The following is a 15,518-nucleotide window of genomic DNA, read 5'->3' as shown; positions in this document are numbered from 1 at the left end:
CTCATTCAAAATTATTTGTTTTAAGCTTGTGTAATAAAGCATCTATTTCATCAGACAAATCTTCGTATGCTCTATTTACTTGAGCTTTAGTATTCGCCAAGCCTGTTAATTGAATGTCTCTACCAATCACATTGTTCAACTTTAAAGCTCGATCTCTATATCGCCCTAAATGTTGTTTGTACATAAGCAGCCCAAGTAGTTTAATTTTTGGTCTAGACATAACTTCACTGAACTCTTCTGTAGATTCATCGTACTTAAGCGGCTCGAGATCAAGCTCATACGAAGCTAACGCTTCAATGAAAAATTGTTTCTCTAGTCCTTCTGGAACTACTTCATTTGATTGAAATTTTGAATGAAATGAATTTAATACATCTTCATATCCAGCCATCATAATCTATCCCTTATGCATCAAACTTAAAGCCAGTGTATTCCTCAATGAACTTAATTTTGCTATGATCATTGATCTTAGAATCCTTTGCAACTTCAAATAGTTGGGCTTTTTCAGAATCTAACTTAATAGATTTTTTCACATTGTCTTCAAATGATTTTTGAGTCTTAAGAGTTAAAATCTTTTTAATCGTTTCCTGATCAATAACATTTTGAGTAGTATCGTCACTTTCAAATCCTAAATGAACTCTAGTTTCTTTGTCGTCAATATAAATCTTAGCGTGAGATCCAACCCCATCAGTTCCAGCAAACATTTTCACATTATCATAAACTTGGGACTGAACTTCAGCTACAGTAATTTGTCTTACTCCGTTAGCAGGAAGTTTGAAATCTCCATTAGACTCAAATTTTTTGAAGTACAAATCCCAAGAACACAAGTTTTTGATTTTAATTTTCTTATCTAAATCGATTGACATTATATCCCTCCGTGTTTAAGGAGGGACAATGCCCTCCATATTAAATATTACTCTGGTGTGATTTCGAAATTTTCATCTCGGATTAAGCCGATTTGATGTTCCATGCCTTCAGCAACTCCAGCACCTAGTTCCAAATCAAAACGAGTGATTTCAGTACCAGTGACCACATCATTACCTGTCATAGTTGAGATTCCGCCTTTTTGGAACACTTGCAGTGGTGATTTAGCACCTTGAGGAATGAAGAAGAGGAGGCCTTCTGGAAGATAAGTTTTGAAGTTGTCCTTAGCTTTATTTAGCTCTGTCAGATTGTAGCTGTTTGGAAGCTCGACAATAGAAGATCCTTTGTATGTACTCAGTAAACCAGTTTTTCTGATCTCATCCATAACTGACTCAGGCAATTTTGTGCTTGAAGCATCTCCAGCCACAGCTTGGTATCCTGCGAAATCATTTAACTGCGAAACAACTGAATAGTCTCCTACAATTGAAGGTTGTCCAAATCTACGAATCTTCTTAATCGTGTCATCCACAGCACTCTTAGCAATACCAGGGCTTTCAGAGAAATATTTTACGCCTTTAGCCTTTTTGATAGCATTAAACATTTCATTTACTACGTAATACATCGCCTTATTCATCATGTCGATTTGAACTTGATCCATGCCTTCAGCGACCTTGTCGAGATTACCACTCATAATTTCACGGTAGTTTACTGCGTAACCGGATGAAATGGTTTGAGTAGCAATCGGGTATTCTCTCCAAGCTGTAGTTGCGAATGGAACATCACCACGAGAAGCTTGAAAACCACTTCTAATCGACTCATGTGCATATGTCGTCATCATAGGCTGTTCATCATAGCCGATTGGTTTAAAATTACCCATGAAATCGAACAATTTTAAAGCTGAAATTAACTTAGGTTCAATTGCAAATCTTACAATTTGATTGATCTCAGCTTTAGCAACTGGATTACCAGCCAGAGCTTGGTCTCCTAAATTTTTGACGTGCTTCATAGCAGCATCAACTTTAGCGCCATTAAATTTAGATAAATCTTTACCAGTTGCAACTGCAGAAAAGATTTCTACAATTGGAGACTTAGTATTTAATTTAGTATGTGCAAAAACATCAGAATCACGTCTTGCGTTGTTTAATTCAATTTTCATTATTTAATTCCTCCAGCGATAGAATTAGCCCTGAACCGTAAGATAAAGTCCATTGCCACCGAATGTTGTATTTTCAAGCACTTTAAGTTTTACTTTATATTCATCATCTGTACCATCAGATTTAACCCATTTTCCTGAGCCATCTGAAGCAGAGACTAAAACATCGTTTTTAACAATGTTTTCGAAGTCAACCACAGTATCCTGGCTAAGTTCAATAGGCAAGCCAACGCAATCCGCTAATCGAAAAGCTCTTACAAACTCATCTTTCAAAACCTTGAAATCAGCTTTATTTCGAATCTCAGGTTTGTCGATAATGTTGCCTACAACATAAACATCTCCTTTAGCAGCAGCTGCAGATGAAGGAGTAGGGGCTAGTCCTGTAGAATCATCTGGTAAGACTACATAACCAGGAACCAAATCTTTTGTAGCTTTACATCTTGGATTATTTTGCACTTGTTTAAAAGCGCCAATCGTACCGAATTTAAACATTCAATTTCCTCTTTTCTATAAAAGTCTTATTTTATTAATAAAGTTCCTCAATAGTTACAGAAGCTTCATTGCCAGTTTCGTTAATTTCTGAGTAAATGTCGTTCACGCTATTAATCTCATTTGAAGTTTGTTTCATTCTTTGACTAATGTAAGATTGTGCAATAGCAGAGTTGATTTCTGAAACGATTTGGGTTTTTAACTCCTCAGTAGGGGAGGTTGAGAAGAGCTCAATTTTCTCTTTGGCAACAGATTTTTCTTCTTCTGTATACCGAGAAAGATGCTGGTTCAACTCTGTTTTCAGAGTTTCCTCTGTAACTGATTTTTTAAATTCTTTTAAAGAGTTAATTTCTGCATCAGCCTTTTCTTTGTCCTCTTTAGCTTTTTTAACTTCTTCATCTTTAGCCTCAGTTTTAGCTTTCTCATCTTTAACTGCTTGCACTGCTGCATTAAGTTCATTTGTTTTTTTAGTCAGTAATTCATTTAATTCGGAAACTTTAGCTTCCAGGGATTCGATATCCACTTTAAGTTTTTCGTTAAGTTCCACAAGTGCTTCTTTTTCTTTAGACAAGATTTTATCCTCCTTATTTTTGCTATTTAGCTCTAACAACACTGCTGAGTCATCCGCTGGATCAACGCCTAGTATCGCATCTCCAGTAAAATCGAAGATCATAGGGACACGACCTTCTTCTTTGTAGCCACCTTCATATTCAATATTCGTTTTTCCTTCAACAGCTGATATTTCCACAGATGTCTCAGGAAAATCGCCATCAAACATTTTCGACTTCAGCCACTGAACAAACTTAGGATACCTCTGGTTGTAAATGTAGCCTTCGCCAATGAGCACTCGTTTTTGTTGCCCATTCACTTCAATAGAATCGATGTAGCCATTAGTTGTAACACCTACAACTGCACTATTCTCAAATAGTGGTGTACCGTCTTTGATTTCAGTTAGCCCATGTCCGAAGGGTTCGCTATTTTCATAATCAATAAACTCAACACAAAGGGGCATTCCCTGAATAGACTCCAGGTTAGCTTTAATGTACTTTTCCAACCACGTGATACCATTTTTATTAAATATGGTATCGTTCTCATGAATTTCAAGGACTACCCATTTCAAATAAGTCCTACCATTAACTTTTTTGCTATTGTTAATTTCTAAAATTGCGCTTCTCAAATAAATTTACACCTCCTTTCAAGATCCCGAAGGTGTCCCGTTACTGTTATTAGTTTTAGATTTTATGGTATTCTCGTTGTGCGAGTCTTTTTCTGGAGCGCCAGCTTTTTTATCTTTGCTTAGCGTGAATGATGTTTCATGGACTGGGTATTTCTCATCAAATTTTTCTTGTTTTTCGTATTCCATTAAAGATATATAAGCATCAGGATTCCAACCAGTTGCTGCAATCCATGCAGTCAAACTTCCACGACCACTGGTGTACAAATCTTTCATGTTTTGAACTTTTTCTTTTCTGTTAACGTGCGTAAGAGGGAGATAATAAACTTCAATAAATGATTTTGGATTATTGATAATATTTGCGTTTATTACCTTGTTGAATTCATTGGAGATTTGTTCTAACCAGGAGAATATTTGAGAGGAGACCATTTCGATATTCGTTGATTGAGAAGAGTAGTTTCCATCTTGACCATTCAATGCGGAACCTGCAAAGCCAAGGTTAGTTGATATCCTTTTAATTAATTCGTCTTCACCTTTAACTTTCAGAAAATCAACGTTGGTTTCAAGCTTATTTAACTTAGTTCCTGATGCCAATGAGAAAAACTTATATCCAGTTAAGCCATTTCTAGAGCTAAGTGCATTTTTGATGCTTATATGCTGTTGTTCTTGCTGTGTTTGAGAGAGGGAAGAAATACCTTTTTTTTCACCCTCAGGCAACGTTTGATAAATTAGGGTACTGTTTAGCTCATCTAAGATATTACGTTTCGTATCAACAAAATAATCATCATAAACCATATCAACAAATGCAGCTAATCCTATAGGTCGACCCCATTGATCTTCTATTCCTGCACTAGCTTTGTTCGCTATAGTTCTATTGTTGTCTAACACAATCCAGCGTTTATTCAAATCCTTTTTATACTCGACATAACCTTGTCTAAACTCCTTCGGCCACCTTTTAAGTTTCAAGGATCTGCCGTTACCTGTGAATTTATCAAAGTAAGATACATTAAACGCAACCAAATAAGATGAGTTCTTCCGACCAACAATTTTACAATAGTCAATAGGGAGAGTTAACACAGAACAATTAAAATCATCTCTGTTATTGATTTCAGTCATCCCTTCAATTTCAAGATCACTTAGAGTAGAAGGGAAGGGATCATCTCTGAAAGATTCAAAATAATGAAAAGAGGTTCCATAAGTACTCAACTTTCTAATGATATCTCTTGCAATTTCTTTATCGTTTATCTTAGAAAGAGCTCTAGTATAGTCAGCCTTATCTGAAACGAAACTGTCATGAGAACTTGAATTTCCATAGACAACTCTATCCAAAGTTACGAGCGAAACCATATAATCAATCACATTTCGATAAATTCCATTTAAATTATAGAGATATTCTGAGGTTTCTCTGATTTGTTTATTGTGTCTATTGTGGTCTTTTAGCCATGATTTAACATTTTCGTAATTGAAGGAGCTTACAGAAGAAGAGTAGTAAAGAGAAAGGGGGATAGGGGATGATAAATCTGTGTTAAATTCAAACGACTCGCTTTTTTCCTTTTTCAACATTCCACCTCCAATCGTTTAATTGAAAAAGAACCCGAACGAATATTCATCGTTTGATTCCTCTTTTTCTAAAAATAAAGCAATATAATATAATGCATAAGCTATAGCACTGTACCTGTCTTTATCTATTCGTTTAACCACTTGCTCTACACTAAAAGAATTTTGATTTTTTTTAATTCTTAAGTTGGCAACTTCATCGATGAATAACTGTGTTTGAATACACGCAGCTTCTATCATCACATCATCTAAAATTCCTTTTTGGTTTTTAATATCATCATAAGCCTTTAACAGCTTCAACTTACCAGATTCTACATAGTCTAAAAATTGAGTGATGATGTCCTGGTTAATACCTTGAGATTTCAAATTGTAAACAATCTCCGGGGAATTAGGAACGTCAGGTTTTTGGTCAGTATTTATCGTAGCCCAACATCCTAATTCTTCGTTGGTTTCTGGATCAGTGACATCTTCTAAAAGACGATCTATTAAACCACTTCCCACGCCGTTTCCATCCACAATAACTGCCTTTACTCTAGAGAGAGAAGAATCCTGATTACCTCCATAATTTTTAAAAATTCTTTTAACAACTATGGACTGCTCCTTGAAACTAAGTCCGTTAGGAGGTTCAATTATATTTACAACTTGAACTTGTCTAATCAGATTATTGCTATTTCTAATAATCTTTAAAACGACAATTGCTGTTTTATTGTTGGATTCAGCTGCAGATCTCGCAACATCGACACCTATGACGTATTCGTTCAATAGGGAATTTTTGTTCTTATCTTTAGGACACGAAAGCTCTGGCTGAGTTATTGTTCTAGCTTTAATGAGTTTACTGATGTTAATGAGGGCTCCATCACTCGCACCGATCCAATCGCACAAGTAGTTCTGTCTGAAACGAGTGACGTTTCCTTGTCTGGCTTTATTAATAGTCGACATTTTCTGCCTACCAAAATGAATTGGTATTCTCCAATCAGAACCGAACACAAACGAACCTTTAAGGTCGCCAGTTTCTTTAACCATAGTTAATATCTTTTCATACTCATCGGAGTTTTTGTAACCAGAAGTGGAAAAGCGGTTTATTTGACCGTTGAGCTCAGTTGGATCAATTTCACCAGTCATTGTAGTTCGAGGGATATTGAAAATAGGTTCAATGGCATCATCGTACAAATCTTTATCAATCAATGCAGATTCTTCCAAAGAACCTCTTCTTCTACGAAGTCCTTTCGAGGACTGTGCGTTTGCAAGGTTGTCAATGATAGCGCCATTTTGAAATTCTACCCTACCTGAGTCTTTGGAAAAGTTCTCACTTTTAATCTCGTCAGCCATAGCAGGGTAGAACCTTAAAATCTCATCGTGTTTTTCTTTCCAAATCTTAACCGCAGATTCTTTAGTGGAAGCTGTAATAGCCAATGTAATGTTAGGAAAGCAAATAGCAGTATGATAAGCAACCATTATTTGAGTCAGTGTATTATGACTAACTAGCCCATTACTTATAAATGAGTTTGTTAAAGGCATATATAAGTCATACACATAATCCTCTGAGTACTCTGTTTCAATTACACTAGTGAAATAGTAATTAGAATCATAGAGCTCTATTAAATGATTGAATGCATCGCTATCTTTATTAACAAAACACTCATTTTCATTTAATAAAAGTGATAATTTCTCATAAGTAAGCCCATTTGATCCTTTTAGTACATGATAGAATTTTTCTCTAGTTTCACCTTTTGGATAAATGGCTCTAATGTTATTTTGCTGAAAAGGGATTACATCTTTATTCGGATTACGATTTTTGCTGCAAATCGAAATAAGTTTTTCTTGTTTTCTTGAGCAACTAAAACCAATTTCTCGCAAAAAAAGATCAATATTCTTTGTGGAAATGTTGATCTTATAATGATAAGTATTGTATTTTTTATTCAGATACTTTTTTCTGAAAGAAATAATACCGAAATTTAAAAGTAACATTTGGACTTGTTTGCTCATTTTTTCTGATGCAGTGCAAAATTGAACACTTTTATTTGTCACACATCCATCGGTATCAAAAAGCCCTTGTATTGTTTTTGCGACAATGTTTTTAGGTGCTTTCAGTATAATTTTAGGTATTTCCTTCCCGAAAGCATCATTTTCTTCCATTCCCAATTGTCTGAAAAATTCTCTAATGAGCTTACCAAATACATTATAATTGATTTCATCTTTTTGCTTTACCGCAACACCTAATACGTTGTTAAAATAGTCTTTGTAATTTTTTATTATATCTTTGTCTTCATTTGTAAAACCTATTAAATTGTTTCTCGTTAAACAACCGTCGCCAAGAAGATACCCAATTATTAGTGCTAATTGCTCATCAATGTACTCAGGAATATTGAATTTGTTTCTTTCTACTTGCCATCTGCCTTGATTACTAAACCCACCTAAGAAATCATCAAAATTTACATTTAACTTCGTTTCATTGCCAAATACATTATTGTTTCTTGAAATCGGTAATAAATCACCAACTTTAATTTCACTAGAGGCTTTGTATCTTAAATGTCCATCTTCACACATTACTAATATCGGGTGATTTAAACTTGCTTCCAAGTCATAACCATCTTGGGTTTTTATTTTCTTCGTTTTCTTGAGGCCGCTTGATATACCAGCCATTGAAGTTTCCATTAAACCATATCTGTTTTTCATCGAAATTTTATGTATTTTTTCAACTTCAGATTCTTTTTTTTCGTAGTTGAATAGTTCTCCAATTTCTAGTAATCCATTTTCAGTGAATAGGATCGTATCTCCCGCAACACATTTTGATCCACCACGAGGAATACAAAAATAATTTTGGGGGAAACGACTAAGTGTCCTCATCATTATTCTTTGATATAAATCCAGTTCAATGCCGCCGACATCAGGTTTGAGCATATCGTAAAATATATCTGGATAAAAGCGAATAAACGAGGTGAACTCAGCCCATTTAGAAATGTTTTTTCTGATGATGTTTTTCTCACCATCGCGCTCTAAGGGTGTTTCGAAAGAGGATTCATAAATATCGTTTCTGTCGTTACTGTTCTTGTGATTTTTAGAAGTGAAGTTTTTATAACTAGCCATTACTCATCTTCACCATTTTCATACAATGGCTCAGTATAGATTTTACCTAAATCCCTGAACACATTATTTCTTTCTTCTTTCGACTTTTTGATTTGATCATCAGTCAGACCCTTAGATTTAAAATCCTCTTCAAGCATTTCATCATAAAAGTGATAAATATCTTCATAATTAACAGGCTCTTTATCTTCTAATCTTCTGTAATAATTTATTATTGCCCAAATGATTAAGTCGGCATCATCATAGGGTTGAGCGGTCAACCGAGGAAGAAGGGGGATAATACCTAATTCTGTTTCCACAGCTTCAAAAAGTTGCGTGATAACATCAACACCACCACTAATATCACTTTTACTGAGCTGCGAGACGTTGATCTTAGCGTCAGTAGCGGCTTTAGAAGCAAGCGCTCCCCATTCTTTCGCTTCTTTAACATCACCTCTTGCAGTGGACATCTCTTCTTTGACACGAAATCTTATAAATGAAAGCAAACCTTCAGTATGAAGCGCTGTTTTTTCACCGTAGCTTCTAATCAACTTAACATACTTACGTTCAAATTGTTTGTACTCATCAAGAGTGTAACCTGATCCCCATTTATCAACCATGTCATCTGTAATTTCTGTAGAGTAATCAGTTGATGAAGGGGAGGGAGCGGTATCAACACTCATGTTATTAGCTTCATTTTCTATGAAACTATCTTTCCAGCATGTTCCATTGAATTGCTTTAACGAGTTTGCCATTGTGATGTATGCACTGAACGTGTCTGTTTTTCTCTGAATTGCTTGCTCCCAGTACAACGGATCAAACTTTACGTCCATTTGTTGAAGAGTGTTATATACGGTTTCCATGTCATCATAATTAATTGTTTTCTTTAGACAAGTTTTACAAATAGGGAATTTCCCAATCTTTTCGTACAGCTTGTTTTTTGTGTTGTAAAAACCGTTCATTTTATCCTTTTCTTTAAGACAATCTAAACATTTTAAATATTCTTTTCCTTTTTTGACTCCCACATATAACACCTCCAAAAAACATATTTTACGAAACGCCTAGTTTAGAGACTAGACGCTTTAAAAATATGTTGTAATACTTAAATGATTTTATCCATGTAAGTTAATTCTCCACTTTTCGAAATGCGTACTTTTCTTCCTCTTGACTCCTCAATCATCATGTCAAATAAACCCTGCCCTATGCCAGCTGGATCGATAACCAGCCTAGAAGGACGATGTTTTAAGATAAATTCAATGATCGATATTGCTTGTTCTCTAATTGAGGATCGCACACTTTTCAAAGTTAAATTTTTACCCAGGTTTGAATCCATATCTATTAAAACAACTCTCGAATAATCCCGACCAGGATCTACATACATTATTAGATCTTTTTCTTTATCCGATTCCATTCGAAACCTACGCAACGCTTCAAAAATCTCCTGATCGCATTTATATCCAACTTCTTTAAGTCGAGCAAGAACTTGTAAATATTCAAATAGATCGTTTTTATTCAGTTGTTCAATCATCATTCATCATCCTCATCAATAAATTAAGTTAAAATTAAAGTTTTATATCAATTGGCAATCATTAGTGAAAGTATGTTCTTGCTTTCATGAGATAAATCTAGCCACTGTTCTGCTAAGATATGAATAAATTCATTACCAGACATTTAATCATCCTTTTCATCTACCGTCTTTAAAACGAATTATGTATGTAGCTTCAATACCTTCTTCATCAAATACCATGAATTTCTGCGAAGGCTTAGTTCCAAAGCGTCCTTGCATAGCGTAGTCGTCAGCGCCTACTAAAGCTCCATTAACAACTACAGTTGTGCTACCGTATTCTTTTTCGTAATTGTGGTGAACATGTCCACCGAATATGTAAGAAGGGATATAGCCAAGTAATTGAGGTAAGCGTGTTACACACTGATCAACCCGATCATAATGACCATGCACAAACACAACTTCTTGATTTTTAATTTTTGTAGGGATGAAACCGTCTTGCTCTTGCTCAATAGTGATATTTGAAATGTGGCTTAGACGAGCTTTTAAATACCAGTTAATTAAATACTCGAAGTTTTCTTTAATGCCTACATCGTTTTTGGAAGGGGAGAGGCGACCGTGGTTTCCTGCAACACTATAGAATTTAACTTCTTCAAATTCACTAGCGAATGCTGCCAAAATCTCAGCTAATGTTTCTGTGACGTATTGAATTTGCTCTATAGAATCAGTATTAGCTTGAACTCGTGTTGAAACATGTATTAGCCCACCAATTAAATCTCCAAGATTAGCTACATGCAGAGTTGAAATCCCATTTGATTTACCGTGTTTAATAACGTCCTGAGTTAGTTTCTGGACTCTCTCGTTGAATACTTGTTCATTAAAAGTGTTAATTCGATTATTGATGTCCATTCCGAAATGCCAGTCACTGAACAGTGCTAGACCATGCTTATCAGATGTTGGAGGAGGAGGGGAGGAGAATTTAAGAGGACGTTTTTTCTCTAAATTCAAAATTGCTTCAGTCAAATCATCACGGATACGATCAAAACGAGCGGAATTTCTAATCTTCTTGGTTAACTCTCTATTCTGATCACGTCTGCGTACTTCTGCTTTAGCAGCTTCAATTTTGAGTTCATCATATTTATCTACAATCTCTTGATCAAGATTCTTATTTACATGGTAATCAGCCCATTTACGATATTGAGCATAGTCTTTACGCCATTTACTTTCTCCATAGTTCTCACCAGATTCATCGTTAAGCAAATCTCTAATAACAAACTTGTCGATTTTATACTCGTGTTTATTTGTATGTAATCTAATAAAATAGTCATCAAAGCTTTCGCCTTTTCCACGTTGCAACTCTGGTTTTACAATTACATTCATTAACTCACCCACCTTTATTCATTGTCTTTTACAGGCAATTCATTTTCTTCCTTAATAGTGATGCTGACCTGTTTTCCGTTAAATTCAGATAAAATTTCTTTAAAATCGTATCTAAGTTCGTCGTCTTTTGTAAGTTCTGTCACTTCCATAACGTCCATATCGAAAAATCCTTTTAAGTTAACTTGATTAGTCTTTTTGCTTGCCATTATAAAACCTCCAGATAGTATGTAATTTTTATTTTGAACCGAATAAATTCCTTCGGATGCCCAATGCCGACACATTGGAACACCCGAAAAAAGGAGAGAAGAAAGGGGAATAAAGAAGAAATGTCGGAAGGGTGCTGGGGAAACACCCGAAGGAATTTACTAACTAGAATAACCCCATCTTTATAAGATAGGGAGGTACACTGATTACGGGTTCAGCGATTAAACCTTTGAAGTCGACAGACTTTAAGTAAGTCGATTAGATAGTAGCTAGTGAAACACACTTTCTGGCAGTATTTCAACTCCCCGCCTGCGGAGAAACCATCGCTACTTGATGGCCTTTTTACTTAAAACCTCATGGACAGGAGCACACACAGTACTCTTACTAAAATTTAGCTAATCCATAAGTCAGACAGTCACAATTTCTTGTGCTGTAGAAATACCAAGTGTAATTGTTACTCAAGTGAAAGTCTTGCTAGTGTAAAAATGAATGGAAGGGTAAGACCAATATAACCCCTTCTCTGAGACAAACACTAATTTACTTGTCAGGTCACACACCTTATCTACATAGCATTGCGTGTAGATCACCAGTCTCTTATTCTGCATGGTTTTTTCTTACCCAGTGTGAGAAGGTACATGCTTGGGAAAATAAATTTTAAAAGAAGATTGGACGCATCCAATCACCTTAAGTGCAGGCCGAAGCACAACACCGCAATTAGTTTTAATTGTCGAGCAAAATGCCTCCTATAACAAGTCCCTGTTAGGATACAGTCGCATTTAATTAAGCGTGAAGACTTATTGACATTAATAGCCCGATAATATTCATTTGGTATATGTTGAAGAAGGGGGTGTTCAAACCTATATAAATGAATATTATCCGACTCAGGAGTAGCCTTCTCCTTAAATGTGAGTCAGAACTAACTTATGAAAGGAAGTGAGTCAGTTTGGAGAAAAATTGTACAGGGCAGTCAACCCACTAATGACTATTATTTAATTAATATTCATTAGTCGATCACGAAGACTCCTACCTCTTCGTGGAAGACATAAGCCATTCAACTTAAAAACCAAGATGGTCTATATACGTTATTTATTTAGATAAAATCAACCTTTTACAGCATCTTTAAGTGCTTTTGCAGCTTTAAATTTTGGCGCTTTTGTTTCAGGAATATCAATTTCTTCACCTGTTTGAGGGTTGCGACCCTTACGCGCAGCACGAGTAGCTACTTCAAATGTGCCAAACCCAGCAATTTTAACTTGGCCTTCTTCTTTAAGAGTAGATTCAATTGCATCTAATGTTGCTTCAACAACTGTCGAAACTTCCTTCTTTGCTAATCCTGTTGCTTCAACCACCGCTGAGACTAATTCTGTTTTATTCATTCTTATTCCTCCTGATTATATGTGTAATTTGTATTTTTAAAAATGGGGAGGGGAGATATACTAACCTTTTTAATTTGGATATTTGCTTTTTACCTCCCTTATGACGATTATCTCCAAAAGCGGTCTGAACCCTTGTGGCTCTAAGGCTGAAGCCGCTTTTTAATAGCTTTATTTTTGCACAAAAACGCTGTATCCCTTGTGGCTCTAAGGCTCAAGGCACTTCCTAAACCGTCATTTTTGTCCTAGATACATATGATTTCTGTCTTTTTTTATGTTTTTCTTTTTCAATTGTGACTGAACACTTTGTACAAAAACTAGAGTTGTTCGAGGTAGGCTTATACATTTGTCCGCACTTTACGCAACCTTTGAAAGTTTTCAAATTCCTTTTCAGATTATTGAGTATGGTTTCACCAAAGCATTCCCACAACGTTGCTTTATATCTGCTTTTCTTTTTGTACAGATGTTTCACAAGAACATCCACAACATATTGTTCATCACTATTTATTTCAAGTAGCTTTTCTCTAATGAGCTTATACACGTATAACTTCTGATTCGGCTTAGTTTCTTCATTATTAGTAAGCCATTTTTTATTTCGATCAAGCTTTATGTATTCATTAACCAATTCTTCATCTTCTTTAATACGTTTGTTTTTTAATAAGAAGTTGTAATCGAAGTGTCCAGCAACAGCTTTGAAATTAATCCTATCAGTTGGAATGATTTCTTCTAGTTTATTTACAGTACTCTCATTAATAGGCTGTACAGAAGAGATATCCTTATCTTTAGCATGGACAAAGAAGAAAGGCACTTTATCTTTTATGTAATTTTTAATTTGTTTGTCAACATTGTCTGGTCTTGTAGGCATGAATAACGTTTTTGCATAGTCGATAGCAAAGTTATTTTCAGCGCATAGCCATTTGATAACATCAATATTAACTGAAGAACTGTTCCAAATCTTCGTTATGTTGTTACTGTATTCACCAATATTAACCGCATAGGCGTTGGTCAGAGATTCATAGAGATTTTCACTGTTAATCATCTGTTTGTTTGCAACACCCATCTCATAATAAAGGGGAACGATGTCAGCGACATGTTTCTTTGCGATATTAACAAAGAAAGGATCTGATATTATCAGCGCTTTATCCCCGTCATTGTCAAACTGGAGCAATTTTGAGATTGGATCATGAACACTTGTATAAACTCCTTTGGTGATAAACCATTCATCTAGCAATTTGCTTCTAACATTCTTTCTAATACCATGCTCACGATAAAGATGAGGGGAGCGAAGTACATCAATTTCTCCTTCATCATAAAGCGAACAGTAAACATTGCTGCCATCCAATAAACCATTCGGATTTTCAATTCCTAAAAACAGTTTTTCACAAAAAGCATATAAATCGGGGCAAAGATAGGTGTACTTAGAATTTTCAATCTGCAGCTTTCCTGATTTTGCGTCTTTTACAAGACTCTTTTTCTTATTCTTAATGGTTTCTTTGACATGATCATCATTCAATAGTTGAGGATAGAGGAGTAATGCATTTTGCAAAGGCGATCTGAATTTTCGATTCTCAGTAGCCCCCATAATTTTTAACATAATATCTTTATCATTACCAATTGCCTTTATTTCCTCAACAGTTTTGTTACTAATAGACTTGAGCTCATCATGAGTAATATCAGTAAGGGTTTGAAGCATTTGATATGTAAGTTTCCCCTCAACTGAAGGGTCTTCTTCATTTAATTTAGCCCCCAGACAACCGTACAGAACAAACTTTTCTTGATATTCGTTCCAGGACTTATAATATTTCCACATCTTAAATTGCGATTTAGTGAAAATAATCTGGATATCATCTTTCTTAATATCCCATACCTTACCGTATATATCTGTAATTTGTGTTTTATTATGTATTTCTGCAAAACGATGAAAGTCGAAGGGCACTAACAATCCTTTAACCCACGGCAGTCTGACCATAAAGCTTTTACTACTGAGCTTAGGTGATATAATTCCACAACCATCAGTATGCTCAATAGGAATATTCATTTTCTTTCTAGTAATTTCATATGTATTGCGGTCGATATAATCAACTTCACTCATTACATCGGTTTCTAAATCATCAACAACAACAGTTTTACTTATATCAATATTCCAATGGCTGCTGGCACTATTCGATAAAGCAAGGTAAGCATTCCATTTATTGATGTTCATCCCACCATTAGAATTGATATCATCAAGACTAAGTCCACATGTTAAAGCATTTTCAAATTTATCGTATGTAGACTTCTTAATAAAACAAGCTTTTTTCGTTCGTATTTGCCCAGCTGAACTCGTAAAGTAAACATAAAGTTCATTATTATGTACAAAACCTTCATCAAGAATACTCTTGAACACCTGGAAATGGTATACCTGAACCACAATTACATCATCAGAGAAATTGTTTTCTTTTATACCTAGAGTTCGAGTCATAACTGAATCAAACATAGCGATCTTTTTATTGTCTGTTAATGTGTCGGCTCTAAGCATCCGTACACTCTCATGTTCACTGAAGGCTTGATTTAACTCCTGTTTTAATTTAGCGATTCTGTTTTTTATGTATTTCTTATTTTTTTTTGTGTCCCCATTATGTGTTTTAAGCAAATCTCTATATCTATAAGACTTTAAAATCTTTCTATGTAACAAATTTTCTCGATCATTATAAAAACTCGAAGTATCAAGACTATAAATAAACACTTGTTTGCTTAAATCATTTGTTTTTCTCCCCAAAA

General features: G+C 35.1%; 13 protein-coding genes. All 13 read right to left on the bottom strand.

All coding sequences use genetic code 11. The features are described from left to right. Position 1: 1 nt before the first annotated feature. A complete protein-coding gene (locus tag ASG46_RS10695; RefSeq protein ID WP_056704792.1) occupies positions 2-388 on the bottom strand; it encodes a hypothetical protein in 387 nt (128 codons plus the stop codon). 13 nt (positions 389-401) lie between these two features. Beyond that, positions 402-863, bottom strand: coding sequence for a hypothetical protein (locus tag ASG46_RS10690; protein ID WP_056704556.1), 462 nt, complete (start codon positions 861-863; stop codon positions 402-404). Between the two features lie 47 nt (positions 864-910). After that, positions 911-2,017, bottom strand: coding sequence for a hypothetical protein (locus ASG46_RS10685; protein ID WP_056704554.1), 1,107 nt, complete (start codon positions 2,015-2,017; stop codon positions 911-913). Positions 2,018-2,041: 24 nt separating this feature from the next. Beyond that, complete coding sequence (locus ASG46_RS10680; protein ID WP_056704551.1) at positions 2,042-2,506, bottom strand: hypothetical protein; 465 nt, start codon at positions 2,504-2,506, stop codon at positions 2,042-2,044. 34 nt (positions 2,507-2,540) lie between these two features. Further along, entirely contained in the window at positions 2,541-3,680 is a 1,140-nt protein-coding gene (locus ASG46_RS10675) for a hypothetical protein (RefSeq protein WP_056704549.1), read from the bottom strand. An 18-nt stretch (positions 3,681-3,698) separates the two neighbouring features. Then, positions 3,699-5,240 (bottom strand): hypothetical protein, encoded by a 1,542-nt coding sequence (locus ASG46_RS10670; protein ID WP_056704548.1) that lies wholly within the window; start codon positions 5,238-5,240, stop codon positions 3,699-3,701. Positions 5,241-5,255: 15 nt separating this feature from the next. After that, positions 5,256-8,321: an LAGLIDADG family homing endonuclease gene (locus ASG46_RS10665; RefSeq protein WP_056704546.1), complete on the bottom strand. Its 3,066-nt coding sequence runs from the start codon at positions 8,319-8,321 to the stop codon at positions 5,256-5,258. After that, complete coding sequence (locus ASG46_RS10660) at positions 8,321-9,322, bottom strand: hypothetical protein (RefSeq protein ID WP_056704544.1); 1,002 nt, start codon at positions 9,320-9,322, stop codon at positions 8,321-8,323. Before ASG46_RS10660 ends, ASG46_RS10665 begins: the two co-directional genes overlap by 1 nt. Positions 9,323-9,399: 77 nt before the next feature. Then, positions 9,400-9,825: a hypothetical protein gene (locus ASG46_RS10655; protein WP_156376668.1), complete on the bottom strand. Its 426-nt coding sequence runs from the start codon at positions 9,823-9,825 to the stop codon at positions 9,400-9,402. A gap of 156 nt (positions 9,826-9,981) precedes the next feature. Further along, positions 9,982-11,181 carry a metallophosphoesterase family protein gene (locus ASG46_RS10650; RefSeq protein WP_056704540.1) on the bottom strand — a complete coding sequence of 400 codons (1,200 nt, stop codon included), beginning with the start codon at positions 11,179-11,181 and terminating at the stop codon, positions 9,982-9,984. Positions 11,182-11,195: 14 nt separating this feature from the next. Then, the gene (locus ASG46_RS10645; protein ID WP_056704537.1) at positions 11,196-11,387 is read right to left on the bottom strand and encodes a YonK family protein; all 192 of its coding nucleotides are present in this window, start codon (positions 11,385-11,387) and stop codon (positions 11,196-11,198) included. Positions 11,388-12,485: 1,098 nt separating this feature from the next. After that, entirely contained in the window at positions 12,486-12,761 is a 276-nt protein-coding gene (locus ASG46_RS10640; protein WP_056704534.1) for an HU family DNA-binding protein, read from the bottom strand. A gap of 223 nt (positions 12,762-12,984) precedes the next feature. Continuing rightward, positions 12,985-15,516 carry an RNA dependent RNA polymerase gene (locus tag ASG46_RS10635; protein WP_056704531.1) on the bottom strand — a complete coding sequence of 844 codons (2,532 nt, stop codon included), beginning with the start codon at positions 15,514-15,516 and terminating at the stop codon, positions 12,985-12,987. Positions 15,517-15,518: the final 2 nt, after the last annotated feature.

The organism is Bacillus sp. Leaf49 (assembly GCF_001426125.1).
GTDB lineage: Bacteria > Bacillota > Bacilli > Bacillales > Bacillaceae > Bacillus > Bacillus altitudinis.
This window is presented reverse-complemented; position numbering and strand designations above follow the sequence as displayed.

Bases quoted from the DNA above. Each gene is read 5' to 3' on its own strand.
- ASG46_RS10695 (WP_056704792.1), bottom strand. From the start codon at position 388: ATGGCTGGATATGAAGATGTATTAAATTCATTTCATTCAAAATTTCAA.
- ASG46_RS10690 (WP_056704556.1), bottom strand. From the start codon at position 863: ATGTCAATCGATTTAGATAAGAAAATTAAAATCAAAAACTTGTGTTCT.
- ASG46_RS10685 (WP_056704554.1), bottom strand. From the start codon at position 2,017: ATGAAAATTGAATTAAACAACGCAAGACGTGATTCTGATGTTTTTGCA.
- ASG46_RS10680 (WP_056704551.1), bottom strand. From the start codon at position 2,506: ATGTTTAAATTCGGTACGATTGGCGCTTTTAAACAAGTGCAAAATAAT.
- ASG46_RS10670 (WP_056704548.1), bottom strand. From the start codon at position 5,240: ATGTTGAAAAAGGAAAAAAGCGAGTCGTTTGAATTTAACACAGATTTA.
- ASG46_RS10665 (WP_056704546.1), bottom strand. From the start codon at position 8,321: ATGGCTAGTTATAAAAACTTCACTTCTAAAAATCACAAGAACAGTAAC.
- ASG46_RS10655 (WP_156376668.1), bottom strand. From the start codon at position 9,825: ATGATTGAACAACTGAATAAAAACGATCTATTTGAATATTTACAAGTT.
- ASG46_RS10650 (WP_056704540.1), bottom strand. From the start codon at position 11,181: ATGAATGTAATTGTAAAACCAGAGTTGCAACGTGGAAAAGGCGAAAGC.
- ASG46_RS10645 (WP_056704537.1), bottom strand. From the start codon at position 11,387: ATGGCAAGCAAAAAGACTAATCAAGTTAACTTAAAAGGATTTTTCGAT.
- ASG46_RS10640 (WP_056704534.1), bottom strand. From the start codon at position 12,761: ATGAATAAAACAGAATTAGTCTCAGCGGTGGTTGAAGCAACAGGATTA.